Below are 14,160 nucleotides of genomic sequence, written 5' to 3'. Positions count from 1 at the left end.
TCACTACCCCGCGGCGGGGCGACCCTCGGGCGGGGGGGTCGCCCGGCGACGGCGTTTCCGGGGTGCGTTGCGCCTCCGCGTGGACCTCGGCGTTCGTGCGGTGCGCCACCGGGTCCCAGATCTCCTCGAACGGCGCCATCAGCGACTGCCCGCTGCCGGTGCGGCGGGCTCTTCGCGCGTACCAGGTGAACGCGGCCAGAGCGAGCGGCAGGCTCAGGAACGCGGCCAGGCCTGCGACGAGGTCCATGCGCCCGACAGTACAGTGACACTCTGTTTCCAGAAACACTATGTTACTGAAATGGGGCTACGGTGCGGTTGACCAGGGCCGAACAGCAGGCGCGGACCCACTCCGAACTGCTGTCGGCGGGACGGCAGGTGTTCCTGCGGCGCGGGTTCCTGGCGGCGACGGTCGAGGAGATCGCCGCCGACGCCGGGTACACGCGCGGGGCGGTCTACAAGCACTTCGGCGGCAAGGAAGGGCTGTGGCTCGCGGTCGTCTCGGCCGACGCCGGCACGCATCTGGAGGGTCTGCGCGCCGCGCTCTCCGCGACGGCGTCCGCCGACGAGCTGGTCGCGGTGCTGAGCGGGGTGGCCGACGCCGAGGCGGCGAAGTGGGCCTCGGTGGCGGCCGAGGTCCTCGCCGCCACGGCGTCGCAGCCGTCGGTGGCGGCCCAGATCGCCGACGTGCAGGAGCAGCACGACGCGCAGGTCACAGCGTTGCTGGAGGAGCACGTGGCACGGCTGGGGCTCACGCCCGCGATGCCGGCGCGCCAGGTGGTCGTGCTGCTCGGCGCGGTGGGGATCGGCCTGGCACTGCGGCAGGCCTTCCTGGCCGGGACGGACGCGCGAGCGGTCCTCTCGCAGGTGCTGAAGTCGGCACTTAGTACTTGACGGCGAGCGTCAAGTACTTGCTATCGTCTGTCAAGTGCCGACCCTTTCGGAACACGTCGATCTGCGGGACGACCTGATCCGGCTCGTGACGAGCCGGCTGCTCGACCCCCTCGAAATCCTGCTGCCGCAAGCCGATCTCGACGGCCTGCGGCTGTCCGTCCGCGCGGACGCCGACATGTGGGCGGCCCAGCTGCTCGGGCCGCGCGATGCCGTGGCGCGGCAGGTGGCCGTGCGCCTGCTGGCCGTGCTCCACCCCGGCGACAAGCTCTTCGACCCGCCCGAGGAGTGGTGGGCGACGCCGCTGGGCCGGGTCTGCGCGCGCAGGGTCGGGCACCCGAGCAAGGAGGGCGTGTCGTTCGGGGTGGCGGGCGCGATGCTCGGCATCACCCGGCAGGGCGTGCACGACCTCGTGAACCGTCACAAGTTGCAGCGGCATCCGGACGGCGGGGTGGCCGTCGACTCCATCCAGGCACGGCTCGGACTGAGGAGAGACCAGTGAAGCTCGCGGCGACCGACTTCGGGGGCGAAGGCACGCCCCACCTGCTCCTGCACGGCCTGGGCGGCGCCCGGTCGAACTGGGAAGCTCTTGCGCCCCACCTGAACGGCCGCGCGGTCGCGGTCGACCTGCGCGGGCACGGCGAGTCGCCCGACGGCGAGTGGGACTGGGAGGCCGTGCTCGACGACCTCGACGAGACCGTCGTCCACTTCGGACTCGGCGAGCCCGTGGTGGTCGGGCACTCGCTCGGCGGCGTGCTGGCCGGCCTGTGGGCGTTGCGGCACCCGGCGTGCCCTGCGGCCATCAGCCTGGACGGACATCGTTCCGCCACAACGCATCCCGAGAACTACCCCGGGCTGGCCGCCGAGGAGGTGACCCGGAGCCTGGCCGCGCTGAACGCGCTCTTCGACGCCCAGCTGGAGACGATCACCCGGCCGCCGCGGCGGATCCTCGACGTGCTGCGGACCTCGCCCGAGCTCCTCGACGCGCTCCCGGTCTTCGCCAGGGTGACCGCGCCGTTCCTGCTGGTGTTCGCCGCGCGCGACCTGCCGGTGCCGCCGGAGCTGCTGCCGTTGTCCGAAGCGCATCGCGCGGGCGTGCGCCGGGACCTGCCACCGAACATCGAGGTGCACGAGATCGACGCGACGCACGGCCTGGTCGGCGAACGGCCGGCGGAGGTCGCCGCGATCGTCAATCAGTTCGTGAGCAACCGAGTCAAAGCCTGACGGGCCCGGCGGGGCGCGGCGTTGTCGTGCTCCAGCTGGAGGAAGTGGTTGAGCGCCAGCATGACGCCGAGCAGCTCGAAGATCAGCTGTTCGACGTCGGTCGAGCGGGGCAGGTCGTCGTCGCTGATGGCGCGGCGGATGTGGATGCGGAGGTCGCGGCGCCACAGGGCGTTCATGCCGGCCAGCGCGTCCCGCACGCGGCCGCTGCGATCGTCGAACTCGGTCGTCGCCGCGGTGAAGAAGCAGCCGCCGGGCAGCACGTTGCGTTCCAGGTAGGACACCCACGCCTCGCACACGGCCCGCAGCCGCGGCATCCCGGACGGCATCTGCTTCACCTTGCCCGGCACCTCGCGCAGGAACACCGCGGCCGCTTGGTCGACGACGGCGAGCTGCAGGGCCTCCTTGGTGCCGAAGTGCCCGAGCAGCCCGGCCTTGCTCATCCCGAGCTCGGTGGCGAGCCGCCCGATCGTGAGCCCTTCGAGCCCCTCCGCCGACGCGATCGCGAGGCTCCGGTCGAGGATGCGCTCGCGCGTCTCGAGGGTGTCGGCGACAGAACGGCGCGGGCTCATCCCGGTAGCTTACGAGGACCTTTAGCTACCGACCGATCGGTTGCTATATTCGCGGCGTCGCCTGTCCTGGAGGAGAGTTCACCGTGTCCGGTTCCCGTGTCGTCGCGCTAGGCCACTACCAGCCCGAACGGGTGCTGACCAACGCCGACCTGGAGAAGATGGTCGACACCAACGACGAGTGGATCCTCCAGCGCACCGGCATCGCCACCCGCCGGATCGCCGCCGAGAAGGAGACCGTGGCCGACATGGCCACCGAGGCGGGCGCCAACGCGCTCAAGGCCTCGGGCCTCGCGCCGTCCGACATCGGCCAGGTCATCGTCGCCACCTGCTCGGCCATCGACCGCAGCCCGTCGACCGCCGCCCAGGTCGCGGCCCGCCTGGCCATCCCGTCGGCCGTCGTCTTCGACCTGAACAACGCCTGCGCGGGCTTCTGCACGGCGCTGTCCACCGCCGACCACACCCTGCGCGCGGGTGCCGCGAAGCACGCCCTGGTCATCGGCGCCGAGAAGATGTCGGACCTGGTCGACTGGACCGACCGCTCGTCCTGCATCCTGCTCGGCGACGGCGCGGGCGCCGCGGTCGTCAGCCCGTCCGACGAGGCTCGGATCGGGCCCGCCGTCTGGGGTTCGGACCCCAGCAGGTCGAACGCGGTGCGGCTGGTGAACGAGTGGCAGCCGCGGTTCGAGCAGGAGGGCCAGTCGGTGTTCCGCTGGGCCACCAGCGAACTCCCGGCCGTCGCGCTCCAGGCCTGCGAACGGGCGGGCGTCGCGGTCGGCGACCTCGCCGCCGTGGTGACGCACCAGGCGAACCTGCGGATCATCGAGGCGCTCACGAAGCGGATGGGGCTGCCCGGGAACGTGGTCATCGGGCGGGACGTCGTGGAGTCCGGCAACACGTCGGCCGCGTCGGTGCCGCTCGCACTGTCCAAGATGGCCGAACGCGGGGAACTCCCGTCGGGTCAGCCGGTGCTGCTGTTCGCCTTCGGCGGCGGGCTTTCCTGGGCGGGCCAGGTCATCACGGCCCCCTGAGCAACACAGAGAAAGCCCCGTCTCTGCGGCGGGGCTTTCGGCATGTCCTTCACAAGGCCGGTGTGGCGGCTCGGGAGCCCGCCGAGCCGCCACACCGTTGGTGACGCGCGAGAGGGAGGTTCAGGCTGCCGGCGCGGGAACGAGCGCATCGCCGCGTGACGTCATCGGTCCGCCACCTGGCCACACGGGCGACGTCGGAGTTCGCCGTTCCCGCTTGCCCTGTACCGGCTGCCTGGGACCTCCTCACCTGGTTAGGGCCTCGCGCGTCCTCCGCCCGACCGCACCATCTCCGGCCTCGACCGCGAATGCCTCCGCCGCTGCAATGGCGGGGACATCGACGACGAGACGGACGGGGGAACGGATGATGCGAGGGCGGCGACCGGTTCGGGAACCGGGAGCATGGTCGTCGGGAGAACCTCCGGCTCGGCAGGGGCGACCACTTCGGTCTCCGGCTGCGTCCACACGGGAACGTTCGTCTCGACCTGGTTCTGCCGGAACAGTTCCGGCGTCTCGGTGATGATCTTGCCCGGCTCCTCCAGGCCGACGATGCCGACGAGCTTGCCGTTGGCGATGAAGCCGGTGAGGCCGTTCACGTCGGTGGTGTCGGTGCCCAGGACGGGCAGGCCGGCGCCCTGGACGCGCATGCCGTACTGCTCGGTCCAGAAGCGCGGGACCGGGGTGTAGGTCTTGGCGTGGTTGCGGCCCACCAACAGGTTCTCAGCGGCCGCGCGGCCGCCTTCGACCGCGTTCAGCCAGTGCTCGACCCGGCGGACCGCGCCGTTGAAGCGCATGTTGGGCCAGCGGGCCACGTCACCGCAGGCGACGAGGTTCTCGGCGCCGACGACGTGGTTGGTCGAGTCGCACAGCACGCCGTCGGAGATGTCGAGGCCGGAGCCCCGCAGCCAGTCGACGGCCGGCGAGGCGCCGACGGCCAGCACGACGCACGAGGCGAAGAAGACCTGGCCGTCGCTCAGGTGGATGCCGATGCCGCCGGGCTGGCGCACCCAGTGCTTGATGCCCACGCCGGTGGCCAGCCGCACGCCGTGCTCGACGTGCGCCTCGGTGATCTTCTTGCCGATCTCGTCGCCCACTACGCCACCCAGCAGAGCGGGCGAGCGGACGATCAGAGCAACGTCGCGTCCCATGTGACGAACGGAACACGCGAGCTCACAGCCGATGAAACCACCGCCGATGACGGCGACGAGTCCCTGCGACTGACGGATGTTCTTGCGGATCGCGACCGCGTCGTCCAACGTCCGCAGCACGTGCACCCGCGGGTCGTGGCGCGGAGCGCCGCCCATCGCGCGAGCGTCGACGCCCGTCGCGATGATCATGCCGTCGTACTTGATCTCCTCGCCTCCCGGCACCCAGACCGACTGCTTCTTCGGGTCCAGGTGCAGGGCCGGGGAGTTCATCCGCCACTCGGCGTCGAGGTCGCCCGAGAACGACAGCAACGAGTCGTCGGGCGTCCACTCTCCGGTGATGATCTGCTTCGACAGGCACGGGCGGTGGTACGGGAGGTGCCGCTCGGCGGACAGGATGGTGATCTGCCCGTCGAAACCCATCTCCCGCAGCCGTTCCGCGGAACGGACTCCACCGAGCCCGCCGCCGACGACCACGATCCGTTCGCTCACTTCACTCGCTCCCTGATCTCGATCGCGCGCATCGGACACGCGCGCTGTGCCGCACGGGCCTGGGCGAAGTGCTCCTCAGGCGGCCTGCGGTTGTAGGTCAGGCGGTTGTCTTCGATCAGCTGGAAGACGTCCGGCGCTTCCGCCTGGCAGGTGCCGTAGCGATGGCATTTCTCGTTGTTGACGCTCACGTCCATCGCGTCGCCCTCGCCGACGCCGGGTTCCTTGCCGCGCTCGGACTCGAGCATGCCGATGCGCATGAGCACCTCGGGGGGCAGGAACCGGGCCAGCGCGAGGGTCGCGGTGGGCACGAGGACGGTCAGGCCGCCGAGCCACAGCACCGACAGGTTGCCGTTGGCGATGGCGCCAAACCAGGAGTGCACCACGGTGATGCCCACCGCGATGTACGCCGTTTGATGGAACCGCAACCACTTGCGGTAGAAGACTTTGTGCCTCATCGAGGCGAGCACCGCGATCGCGAGCATGACCTCCAGGCCGAGGATGCCCAGCGCGTGGCGGAACAGACCGCCGTCGACGAACGGCAGCACGAGCTTCACGAAGCTGAACGTGCCGGTCTGGATCAGTGTGAAGGCGAACGCGTGGATGCAGCCGAACGCGATCGCCAGGGACGCGAGCACCATGTGCCCGTTCTTCAGACCTTCACGGCCGGTGAGCTTCTCGGCCCATCCGGTCGCGATCAGCACGCCCCAGGACAAGGTGGCGCACATCATGACGTAAGCCAGCCTGGCGGAGATCTGGGCCATCTTCTTGACACCCGAGTCGAACTCGGCTGACTGGGCCACCAGGAGCGGAATCTGGCTCGACAACAACTCTTCCTCCGGAAAAGCTCTCAGTTGGGGGAACTACCTCGCGGGAACCCGCCCGGTCCTGTCGTGCAGGAGTGGACACATCAGGTCCGGGCGGGTGGGAACAGGTCCGCGTTGGAGTGCCTCTGACCTTGGGACACCACCTCCGTTTCCCGTCACACAACGGGGTCTTGCAGACTCACCGCGCCGCTCGTCGCGGGCGGAGTACTCGGAGCAGGAGCACCGTGAGCACGGCTCCCGCGGCGGTGACCGTGATGATCACCCACATGTTCGGCCCCTCGTTGGAGGCCAGAGTCGCGTTGATGATGCCGCCGGCGGGCTGGGGTTCCGCGAACGCCGCGTCACCCGCGATGCCCGAGCTCTCCAGCAACGTCATGTGCTTCATGACCACGTCGATACCGGCCTGGGCGAACCCGCGGATGACGTCGTTGCGGGTGCCCGAGCGGACCTTCGCGATGAACGGGAAGATCTGGCCGTGCGCGGCGCGCAACCGGGCGATGAACGCCTGGTCGAACGCGTCGCCTTCGAGCCCGTTGATCTCTTCCATCCACGACTGCTGCGCCGGGTTCGGCACGTCGGGCGTGGTCAGGCCGAAACCAGCGGCCGTCTTCTTCGTCAGCGAGTCCAGCATCATGTGGTCGAGCATGATCATCTTGCCGATCTGCTTGACCCTGGCGTTGGACGCCTTGGTGGCCGTGAGCTCGCCCATGGGCATCTCCCACAGGCCTGCGAGGCGCACCCGGTTGAGCAGCTCGCGGTCGTTCGCCGTCAACGGCCCCGACGGGGTGTCCATCACTCCCCCGGTGTCCGCGGGCTGCGCTGCAGCCGTGGCGGCCAGGCCGGAGAAGAGGAACAACATCGCAAAGACGGTGGCGAGGGCTCTGGTCATCGTCTTGTGGTCCTCGTTGTCCAAAGGAAGTCAATAGGGGATGAATGGATTTCGCCTGAGCAGTGGGCTCAGTAGCCGGGAGCTGCCGGGGGCGGATCAGACTGCGGTGTCTGCGCCGTTCCCGACTTGGGGGGCGTGCTCGGCGTACTGCTGCTCTTGCTGTTGCTCTGCGCTTTTCCGCCGGTGATCTTGGCGCCGTTCGGCGCGGTGACCCACCACACACCGCCCTTGGCCTGGCCCTTCATGTCGCCGGCGACCTTGTCCTCGGCGAACGTGTACTGCGGCCAGCCCTGGATGGTGAGCTGCTTGGTGCCGTCCGGCCTGGTCAGGACCCCCATGGAGATCGGGTCGATACCCGTCGCCATCGGCGTCTTGTCCGCGATCACCGGCTTCCACGCCTTCGCGCACTCGCCCTCGCAGTTCGACTTGGACGGCTTGGGGACGTCCTTGTCGTAGCGGTACATGGGCAGGCCCTCGGCGTCGATCACGAACCACCCCATCTGCTCGGTGTTCGCGATGAAGTAGTTGTTGTGACCGCTCAGATCAGCGGGTTTTGCCTGCAAGGCGCCAGGAGCGGCCTCCCCGCCGGGAGGTGTCTGGGTGCTGCCGCACGCGGTGAGGGAGATAGCCAGTGCCGCCAGGGCGGTGGTGGCTGGTCCACGTCGCATGGGCAGGTCCTTTCTCGGCGGGGTACCGAGGAGTACGGACACGATCCGGCAACGGTTCACGGACTTCGTGAGGAATATTTGCCTCTCGACTTCCGGCGCTTGATGGGGCAAGGATGTCCCCCGTGGCGCGGCATAGACGTCAACGTGAGTTAGACGAACAATCACCAAGACCGGGATCTCTCGAGGAAGAGTTGATCCGACGGCTGTACGAGGAATTCGGTAGTGCCCTGCTGGGTCACTGCATGCGGTTGACGGGCCATGATCGTCAGTGGGCCGAGGACATCGTGCAGGAAACCCTGGTCAGGGCATGGCGCAATGCCGAAAAGCTCGAACGTGACCCGGTGCTGTTGCGGTCGTGGTTGTTCACGGTGGCAAGGCGGTTGGTCATTGACGACAGACGTAAGAGAAGCGTCCGTCCGCAGGAGTTCGAACTGACCCCTTCGGACGAGTCGCCCTCCGGCGGCGAGGAGGATCGCACCCTCGCGGCGATCGTCGTGGCGGAGGCGATGAACGGTCTCTCCGAGGAACACAGGGAGGCTATTCTCGAAACATATCTGCGGGACCGCACCGTCGGTGAGGCCGCGGCGGCACTGGGTGTGCCACCGGGAACGGTCAAGTCGAGGGTGTACTACGCGCTCCGTGCGTTGCGGCGTGCGTTGCACGATCGGGGAGAGACGCGGTGACAACGGCACCAGATCACCTCGACGTCGCCGCCTACGTGCTCGGCATCCTCGATGCCGATGAGGTGGAGGCGTTCGAGAACCACCTGACCGAGTGTCGGCGGTGCGCTCTTGACCTGCGCGACTTCGCGGTGGTGCCGGACCTCATCGACGAGGCCGACGCGGGCGGGATGCTGCGCGGGACAGCGCCGGAACGCCCCGACGGCAAGTCGGTCCGGGTAATGCTCGACGCCGTCGCGGCGCGCAGGAAGCGCCGACGGTGGTTCGTCGCCCAGGGCGTCGCGGCCGCCGCCGCCGGCGTCGTGGCGGTGACGGCTGTCGTGACCACGCTGGTCGTGCGCGGCGCCGATGACGGTTCGAACCAGGCAGCGCCCCCGAACCCCGGTACGTCGACGTCCCAGACGCGAGTGGCGAACAACTCGCAGGACACGTCGATGGAGGTCAAGCACCAGGACCCCAACAGCGGAGTCGGCACGAAGATCATCGCGTCCGACGAGCCCTCTGGCACCGCGATGGACATCGAGATCACCGGCATGTCGGGCCCCGGCAGGGGTTCGCTCGTCGCCGTGGGCCGCGCGGGACGCGTCGCCCAGATCACGTCCTGGTACGCGCCGGAACCGGTCGCGGGCGACAAGAAGACCATCAAGCTCGCGGCGAACGTGGCCATGCGCTGGCACGAGATCGCGACGTTCCGGATCGTCGACGAGAACGGGAAGACCCTGCTCGAAGTCGTCGCGTCCTGACGTTTCACCACACCTGGCCACTGCCTCCACCGGATCCGTGAGATCCTGTGGGGGCAGTTGTCGTTTCACCTGAGGTTCTGGGAAGGCTGGCCACGTGGCAATTGGCCCGTCAGCGGTAGAGCGCTGGCTCGATCTGTCCACAGAGGAACTGCGCACGCAGGTCTCACGACTCGTGTCCTCCCGGTTGCCGGGTGATCACGCGGTGTGGCAGGCGATCCGGCGTCAGCCGGCCCTCGTCCCGCGGATTCGGGGAGTCCTCTCCGGACTCGCGGCCACGGCGGCGGGAAGCAAGGACGAGGCCATGCAGAAGGTGTGGATCTCGAAGGCCCGCGCGGCGCTCGACCAGGTCGTGCCGGCGCCGGTGAAGACCGCGCGAAAGCCGGTGGTTAAAGAGGTTCCCGTCGAGGAACCCGAACCTGTGATCGAGCTCAAGCAGCCAGAACCACAGGAGAGGCCGCAGGCGAAACCTGCGCCCGCGATGCTGTTCCAGGAGCCCAGTTAGCCATGGTCGTCTTCGGGTCGATCGTCTCGCTGTCCGGTCTGCTGATCCTGCTGTTCCGCACCGCACCGCTCGGCGGGATGAGCCCGGCCGTCGTCGGCTGGGTGCTCCTCCCGCTCGGCCTGGTGTTCGCGGTCCTGGGAGTGCTCCGCAACCGCCGCAAACGCGCGCAGCAGGGTCCCGGCCCCGTCGGGAACCCGATCACGCGGCTGAAGGCGTTGCCGCGGCTGTGGAAGACCTGGCGCAGCGGGCAGTACCCGGAGTTGCCGCGCAGCCAGGTGCTGATGTGGGCGGTGGCCCTGGTCTACCTCGTGTCGCCGATCGACGTCCTGCCGGAGTTCCTTCCGGTGATCGGTGTGACCGACGACGCGGGTGTCCTGGTGTGGTTGCTCAGCAGTCTTTCGGTGGCGTCAGGCTCGTACCTGCGCTGGGAGAAGAGCCATGGCGACACGGCTCGTGGGATCGAGGCCCCGTGAGGCCTCCTCGCTCATGATCGAGGCGAGGCCCGGCGAGACGTCCGCGACGACCTGGAAGCCCAGGCGTTCGTAGTACGGCGCGTTCCACGGGATGTCGCGGAACGTCGTGAGCGTCACGGCGCGATCGGCGTGCGTGACGTGCTCGATCAGCGCGGCGCCGATCCCCTGGCGGGCGTGCGAGGGGTGCACGCTGACCTGGTGGACGTGCGTCGCGCCGTCGACGTCGCCGACCGCGATGAACGCCACGGGCACTCCTTCGGCCCCGATGGCGACCCACACCTCGTGCTTCGCGAGGTCCTCCAACGACATGGGGTCGTCGTCGGCGATTTCGGGCATTCCAGCGTCCCGGAAGGCTTCTCCGGACGCGTTCTCGATCTGCTGGAGGTACGGCAGTTCGGCTGGTTGGGCGAGACGGATCAACACGCCCACCATCCTGGTAGGTCGGACGCGAGCCCCGCAGCCCAATAACGTTAAAGTCCGACCCGATGCGAACCAAGACAGTGCGCGTCCTCCTGGTCGAGGACGACGACGGCGACGCCCTCCTGGTCGAGGCGCTGCTCGAAGAAGCGAACGCGCCGTTCGTCCTGTCGCGCGCGGAAACGCTCGCGGAGGCGGAGCGCCTGCTCCCCGACGCCGAGTGCGTGCTGCTCGACCTGGGACTGCCCGACTCGCACGGGCTCGCCGGCCTGCACCGGTTGCTGGCCAAGCCGAACGCGCCGGCGATCCTGGTGCTGACCGGTCACGACGACGACAGCGAGGGCATCGCCGCGGTCGCCGCGGGCGCCGAGGACTTCCTCATCAAGGGCAAGGTCGACGGCGAACTGCTGCTGCGCGGCGTCCGGTACGCGGTCGAACGCCGCCGCGCCGAGGACGCCCAGCGCCAGCTGCGCGAGGCCGAGCTCCTCGGCGCCGAGCGCGCCCGGCTGGAACGCGGCCTGCTCCCTCCCCCGTTGCTGCGGAACTCCGACGTGGACCACGAAGTCCGCTACCAGCCCGGCGGCCAGCGGATGCTGCTCGGCGGCGACTTCTACGACGCGGTCGGCCTGCCGGACGGCACCGTGCACGCGATCATCGGCGACGTCTGCGGCCACGGCCCGGACGAGGCCGCGCTGGGCGTCTGCCTGCGGATCGCGTGGCGTGCGCTGGTCCTCGCGGGCGAGCCGGCCGAGAAGGTGCTCAAGACGCTCGACCAGGTGCTGGTCGCGGAACGGCACGGCGAGGGCATCTTCACCACGGCGTGCATGATCACGGTGGCGCCGGACCGGCGGTCGGCGCGGTACTTCCTCGCCGGGCACCCCGAGCCGTTGATGATGGTCGGCGACCAGATCGTCGACCTGCCGAAGTCGAAGATCGGCGTGCCGCTCGGCGTGCTGCCCGACTACGCGTGGACCGGTGTGGACGTGCCGCTGCCGTCCGGCTGGTCGCTCGCCTGTTACACGGATGGACTGATCGAGGGCCGGGTACCCGACGACGTCGATCGGCTCGGCGTCGAGCGGCTCTGCGAGATCCTGGCCGTGCACCTGCGCAACGGGCCCAGCTGGATGGACTCGGTCATCGCGGAGGTGACGGAGCTGAACGGCGGGGCACTCGACGACGATGTGGCCATCCTGCTGCTGAAGGACGGAAAGTGAACCTGCCGCAAAGGCTGCCCGCGAGCCGTTTGCTCGTCATCACCGTGGCGGTGCTGCTGGCCATGACGGCCGTGGTGATCTCGTCCACCGTCCTCGCCCTGGACTCGCTGAGCGACACGCGGGTGCGGTCGGTCGACCAGATCGACCCCGCCGCACGCCGCGCGCAGACCCTGAGCCGCTCCCTGATCGACCAGGAGACCGGCGTGCGCGGGTTCATCCTCACCGGCCAGGAGGACTTCCTCCAGCCGTACCTGGACGGTCAGGCGGCGGAGTCCGAGGCCGCGAAGAACGTGCGCGACCTCCTCGGTGACGTCAACGGCCGGGTGAGCCGCATCGAGCAGCTCGCGGCGCAGTGGCGGGCCGAGTACGCCGAGCCCACGGTCACCGCGATCCAGCTGTCCGGCCAGTCCGTCGGCGTCGTGGGCGACATCGAGCGCGGCAAGGTCCTGTTCGACCAGCTCCGCACCGAGACGGCGGCGTTGCAGTCCGACATCGGCGCGCTCTCCCGGCAGGCGCGCGAGGACCTCAACCAGGCGGCGAACGTCGTGCTGTGGCTGGTCATCGGCATGGGCGTGCTGCTCGTCGCGGTGATCGGCGGCCTGACGCTGGTGCTGTACCGCCTGCTGATCGAACCGCTCGCGAACCTCGCCGCGCAGACCAGGCAGGTCGCGTCCGGCGACTTCCGGCACGAGATCGACGCTCACGGTCCACGCGAGACGGTGATGCTCGGCGAGGACGTCAACGCCATGCGGCACCGGATCGTGCAGGAGCTCGCGACGCTCGACGCGGCGAAGACCGAGCTGCAGCGGTCGAACTCCGAGCTGGAGCAGTTCGCCTACGTCGCCTCGCACGACCTGCAGGAACCGTTGCGCAAGGTGGCGTCGTTCTGCCAGCTGCTGCAACGGCGCTACGGCGGCCAGCTCGACGAGCGCGCCGACCAGTACATCGACTTCGCCGTGGACGGCGCGAAGCGGATGCAGGTGCTGATCAACGACCTGCTGGCGTTCTCCCGGGTCGGCCGGATGACCCGCGAGCAGACGGTGGTCGACCTCAACGTCCTCGTGCGCCAGGTCGTCGACAGCTACTCCGACCGCGTCGAGGAGACCGGCGCACGGCTGGAGATCGCCGACCTGCCGTCGGTGCGCGGCGAGGCGTCCCTGCTCAGCGCCGTGTTCCAGAACCTGATCAGCAACGCGCTGAAGTTCACCGGCCCGGAACCGCCGGTGATCTCCGTCGAGGTCGGGCGCGAAGGCGAGATGTGGAAGTTCACGGTGCGGGACAACGGCATCGGGATCGAGGCGGAGTACGCTGACCGGATCTTCGTCATCTTCCAGCGCCTGCACCCCAAGGACGCGTATCCGGGTACGGGCATCGGGCTGGCGATGTGCCGGAAGATCGTCGAGTTCCACGGCGGCACGATCCGGCTGAAGACCGATGTGGACTCCGGTACGACCTTCGAGTTCACCCTGCCCGTAGTCCACGAGCTCGCTGAACCTGAGGAAGTACATGCCTGAAGCCCCGCTGACCGTGATCGACGTCCTGCTCGTCGAGGACGACCCCGGCGACGCCCTGATGACGCAGGAGGCGTTCGAGCACCACAAGATCCGCAACACGCTGCACGTGGTGAAGGACGGCGTGGAGGCGATCGAGTTCCTGCGCCGCGAGGGCCAGTACGAGAACGCGCCGCGGCCCGGCCTGATCCTGCTCGACCTCAACCTGCCCCGCAAGGACGGCCGCGAGGTGCTGAGCGAGGTGAAGAACGACCCCGAGCTCCGGTCGATCCCCGTCGTGGTGCTGACGACCTCGGAGGCCGAGGAGGACATCCTGCGCAGCTACAGCCTGCACGCGAACGCCTACGTCACCAAGCCGGTGGACTTCGACAGGTTCATCGAGGTCGTTCGCCAGATCGACGACTTCTTCGTCACCGTAGTGAAGCTGCCCCGCTGATCACGGCGGCGCTGAAGTCCAGGCAGGAGCGGCAGATCTGCGCGTCCGCTCCTGTGTGCACGGGCTTGGTCTCGCTGCAGAACGAACAGGTGCCTTCGACCTCGACCTGGGCCTCGGCGACGCAGAGGTCGCAGATCAACGCCGCCGGCCCGGCCATCATCTTGTCGACCTCGTCGGCGCCCCGCTTGCAGAACCAGCAGCGTTCGGTGCGCTTGGACTGCTCCACGATCTGATGCACGCGCTGGTGGCTCATCTGCAGCGCTTCCGCGATCTCGCGCATCGACCCGCCGGCGCGGTGCAGCTTCAGCACGCTGTGGTGGTAGACGGCCTTGGCGATGTCGGCCTGGTCCTGGGCGGCGGCGGAGGCGGTGCCCGCCGTCCGCGCCGCCGCGAGCAGTTCCTCGTCCAGAGTCATGCCGTCTACGGTAGCTAGACGAGTCTATGGCGTCTAGACACCGTC

18 protein-coding genes are annotated in these 14,160 nt (G+C 69.0%); 11 read left to right on the top strand and 7 right to left on the bottom strand.

Annotated elements, in window-relative coordinates; translation table 11 throughout:
- The first annotated feature begins 309 nt into the window (after positions 1-309).
- The 3 genes from ACFWNN_RS31820 to ACFWNN_RS31810 are packed head-to-tail and all read left to right on the top strand — an operon-like array spanning position 310 to position 2,112.
- Positions 310-891 (top strand): TetR/AcrR family transcriptional regulator, encoded by a 582-nt coding sequence (locus tag ACFWNN_RS31820; protein WP_382443630.1) that lies wholly within the window; start codon positions 310-312, stop codon positions 889-891.
- A 34-nt stretch (positions 892-925) separates the two neighbouring features.
- A complete protein-coding gene (locus ACFWNN_RS31815; protein ID WP_382443629.1) occupies positions 926-1,390 on the top strand; it encodes a hypothetical protein in 465 nt (154 codons plus the stop codon).
- Positions 1,387-2,112, top strand: a complete 726-nt coding sequence (locus ACFWNN_RS31810) for an alpha/beta fold hydrolase (RefSeq protein WP_382443628.1) — start codon at positions 1,387-1,389, stop codon at positions 2,110-2,112. Before ACFWNN_RS31815 ends, ACFWNN_RS31810 begins: the two co-directional genes overlap by 4 nt.
- Here ACFWNN_RS31810 and ACFWNN_RS31805 read toward each other — a convergent pair.
- Positions 2,082-2,681, bottom strand: coding sequence for a TetR/AcrR family transcriptional regulator (locus tag ACFWNN_RS31805; RefSeq protein ID WP_382443627.1), 600 nt, complete (start codon positions 2,679-2,681; stop codon positions 2,082-2,084). The genes ACFWNN_RS31810 and ACFWNN_RS31805 overlap by 31 nt on opposite strands.
- Positions 2,682-2,764: 83 nt before the next feature.
- Here ACFWNN_RS31805 and ACFWNN_RS31800 point away from each other — a divergent pair, with 83 nt between their 5' ends.
- Positions 2,765-3,709 (top strand): beta-ketoacyl-ACP synthase III, encoded by a 945-nt coding sequence (locus ACFWNN_RS31800; protein ID WP_382443626.1) that lies wholly within the window; start codon positions 2,765-2,767, stop codon positions 3,707-3,709.
- Positions 3,710-3,960: 251 nt separating this feature from the next.
- Here the strand turns inward: ACFWNN_RS31800 and ACFWNN_RS31795 are convergent, their stop codons facing one another.
- The 4 genes from ACFWNN_RS31795 to ACFWNN_RS31780 all read right to left on the bottom strand — a co-directional run bounded on the left by ACFWNN_RS31795 (position 3,961) and on the right by ACFWNN_RS31780 (position 7,724).
- Positions 3,961-5,343: an NAD(P)/FAD-dependent oxidoreductase gene (locus ACFWNN_RS31795; protein ID WP_382443625.1), complete on the bottom strand. Its 1,383-nt coding sequence runs from the start codon at positions 5,341-5,343 to the stop codon at positions 3,961-3,963.
- On the bottom strand, positions 5,340-6,167 hold the full coding sequence (locus ACFWNN_RS31790; protein ID WP_382443624.1) for a 4Fe-4S domain-containing protein: 828 nt from the start codon (positions 6,165-6,167) through the stop codon (positions 5,340-5,342). The genes ACFWNN_RS31795 and ACFWNN_RS31790 overlap by 4 nt, the downstream gene beginning before the upstream one ends.
- A gap of 178 nt (positions 6,168-6,345) precedes the next feature.
- Positions 6,346-7,026, bottom strand: coding sequence for a DUF4142 domain-containing protein (locus ACFWNN_RS31785; protein WP_382443623.1), 681 nt, complete (start codon positions 7,024-7,026; stop codon positions 6,346-6,348).
- Between the two features lie 98 nt (positions 7,027-7,124).
- Positions 7,125-7,724, bottom strand: coding sequence for a hypothetical protein (locus ACFWNN_RS31780; protein WP_382443622.1), 600 nt, complete (start codon positions 7,722-7,724; stop codon positions 7,125-7,127).
- Positions 7,725-7,837: 113 nt separating this feature from the next.
- Between ACFWNN_RS31780 and ACFWNN_RS31775 the strand changes: the two genes are divergently transcribed.
- The 4 genes from ACFWNN_RS31775 (at position 7,838) to ACFWNN_RS31760 (ending at position 10,122) form a co-directional block, all read left to right on the top strand.
- On the top strand, positions 7,838-8,407 hold the full coding sequence (locus ACFWNN_RS31775) for a sigma-70 family RNA polymerase sigma factor (protein ID WP_030468711.1): 570 nt from the start codon (positions 7,838-7,840) through the stop codon (positions 8,405-8,407).
- Positions 8,404-9,147, top strand: a complete 744-nt coding sequence (locus ACFWNN_RS31770) for an anti-sigma factor family protein (protein WP_382443621.1) — start codon at positions 8,404-8,406, stop codon at positions 9,145-9,147. The genes ACFWNN_RS31775 and ACFWNN_RS31770 overlap by 4 nt, the downstream gene beginning before the upstream one ends.
- A 94-nt stretch (positions 9,148-9,241) precedes the next feature.
- Complete coding sequence (locus tag ACFWNN_RS31765; protein WP_382443620.1) at positions 9,242-9,649, top strand: hypothetical protein; 408 nt, start codon at positions 9,242-9,244, stop codon at positions 9,647-9,649.
- Between the two features lie 2 nt (positions 9,650-9,651).
- On the top strand, positions 9,652-10,122 hold the full coding sequence (locus ACFWNN_RS31760; RefSeq protein ID WP_382443619.1) for a YkvA family protein: 471 nt from the start codon (positions 9,652-9,654) through the stop codon (positions 10,120-10,122).
- Here ACFWNN_RS31760 and ACFWNN_RS31755 read toward each other — a convergent pair.
- Positions 10,057-10,542 carry a GNAT family N-acetyltransferase gene (locus tag ACFWNN_RS31755; protein WP_382443682.1) on the bottom strand — a complete coding sequence of 162 codons (486 nt, stop codon included), beginning with the start codon at positions 10,540-10,542 and terminating at the stop codon, positions 10,057-10,059. The genes ACFWNN_RS31760 and ACFWNN_RS31755 overlap by 66 nt on opposite strands.
- 65 nt (positions 10,543-10,607) lie before the next feature.
- On the opposite strand from ACFWNN_RS31755, the gene ACFWNN_RS31750 reads away from it, so the two are divergent.
- The 3 genes from ACFWNN_RS31750 to ACFWNN_RS31740 are packed head-to-tail and all read left to right on the top strand — an operon-like array spanning position 10,608 to position 13,700.
- Complete coding sequence (locus tag ACFWNN_RS31750; RefSeq protein ID WP_382443618.1) at positions 10,608-11,753, top strand: PP2C family protein-serine/threonine phosphatase; 1,146 nt, start codon at positions 10,608-10,610, stop codon at positions 11,751-11,753.
- A complete protein-coding gene (locus tag ACFWNN_RS31745) occupies positions 11,750-13,267 on the top strand; it encodes an ATP-binding protein (protein ID WP_382443617.1) in 1,518 nt (505 codons plus the stop codon). Before ACFWNN_RS31750 ends, ACFWNN_RS31745 begins: the two co-directional genes overlap by 4 nt.
- The gene (locus ACFWNN_RS31740) at positions 13,260-13,700 is read left to right on the top strand and encodes a response regulator (protein ID WP_382443616.1); all 441 of its coding nucleotides are present in this window, start codon (positions 13,260-13,262) and stop codon (positions 13,698-13,700) included. The genes ACFWNN_RS31745 and ACFWNN_RS31740 overlap by 8 nt, the downstream gene beginning before the upstream one ends.
- On the opposite strand, the gene ACFWNN_RS31735 is transcribed toward ACFWNN_RS31740, so the two are convergent.
- Positions 13,675-14,115: a ClpX C4-type zinc finger protein gene (locus ACFWNN_RS31735; RefSeq protein ID WP_382443615.1), complete on the bottom strand. Its 441-nt coding sequence runs from the start codon at positions 14,113-14,115 to the stop codon at positions 13,675-13,677. The two genes, ACFWNN_RS31740 and ACFWNN_RS31735, sit on opposite strands and share 26 nt — an antisense overlap.
- Positions 14,116-14,160 lie beyond the last annotated feature (45 nt).

Source organism: Lentzea sp. NPDC058450 (genome assembly GCF_042721395.1).
Classification (GTDB): domain Bacteria; phylum Actinomycetota; class Actinomycetes; order Mycobacteriales; family Pseudonocardiaceae; genus Lentzea.
The sequence above is the reverse complement of the archived record's forward strand: the minus strand, read 5'-3'. Positions and strand labels throughout refer to the sequence as shown.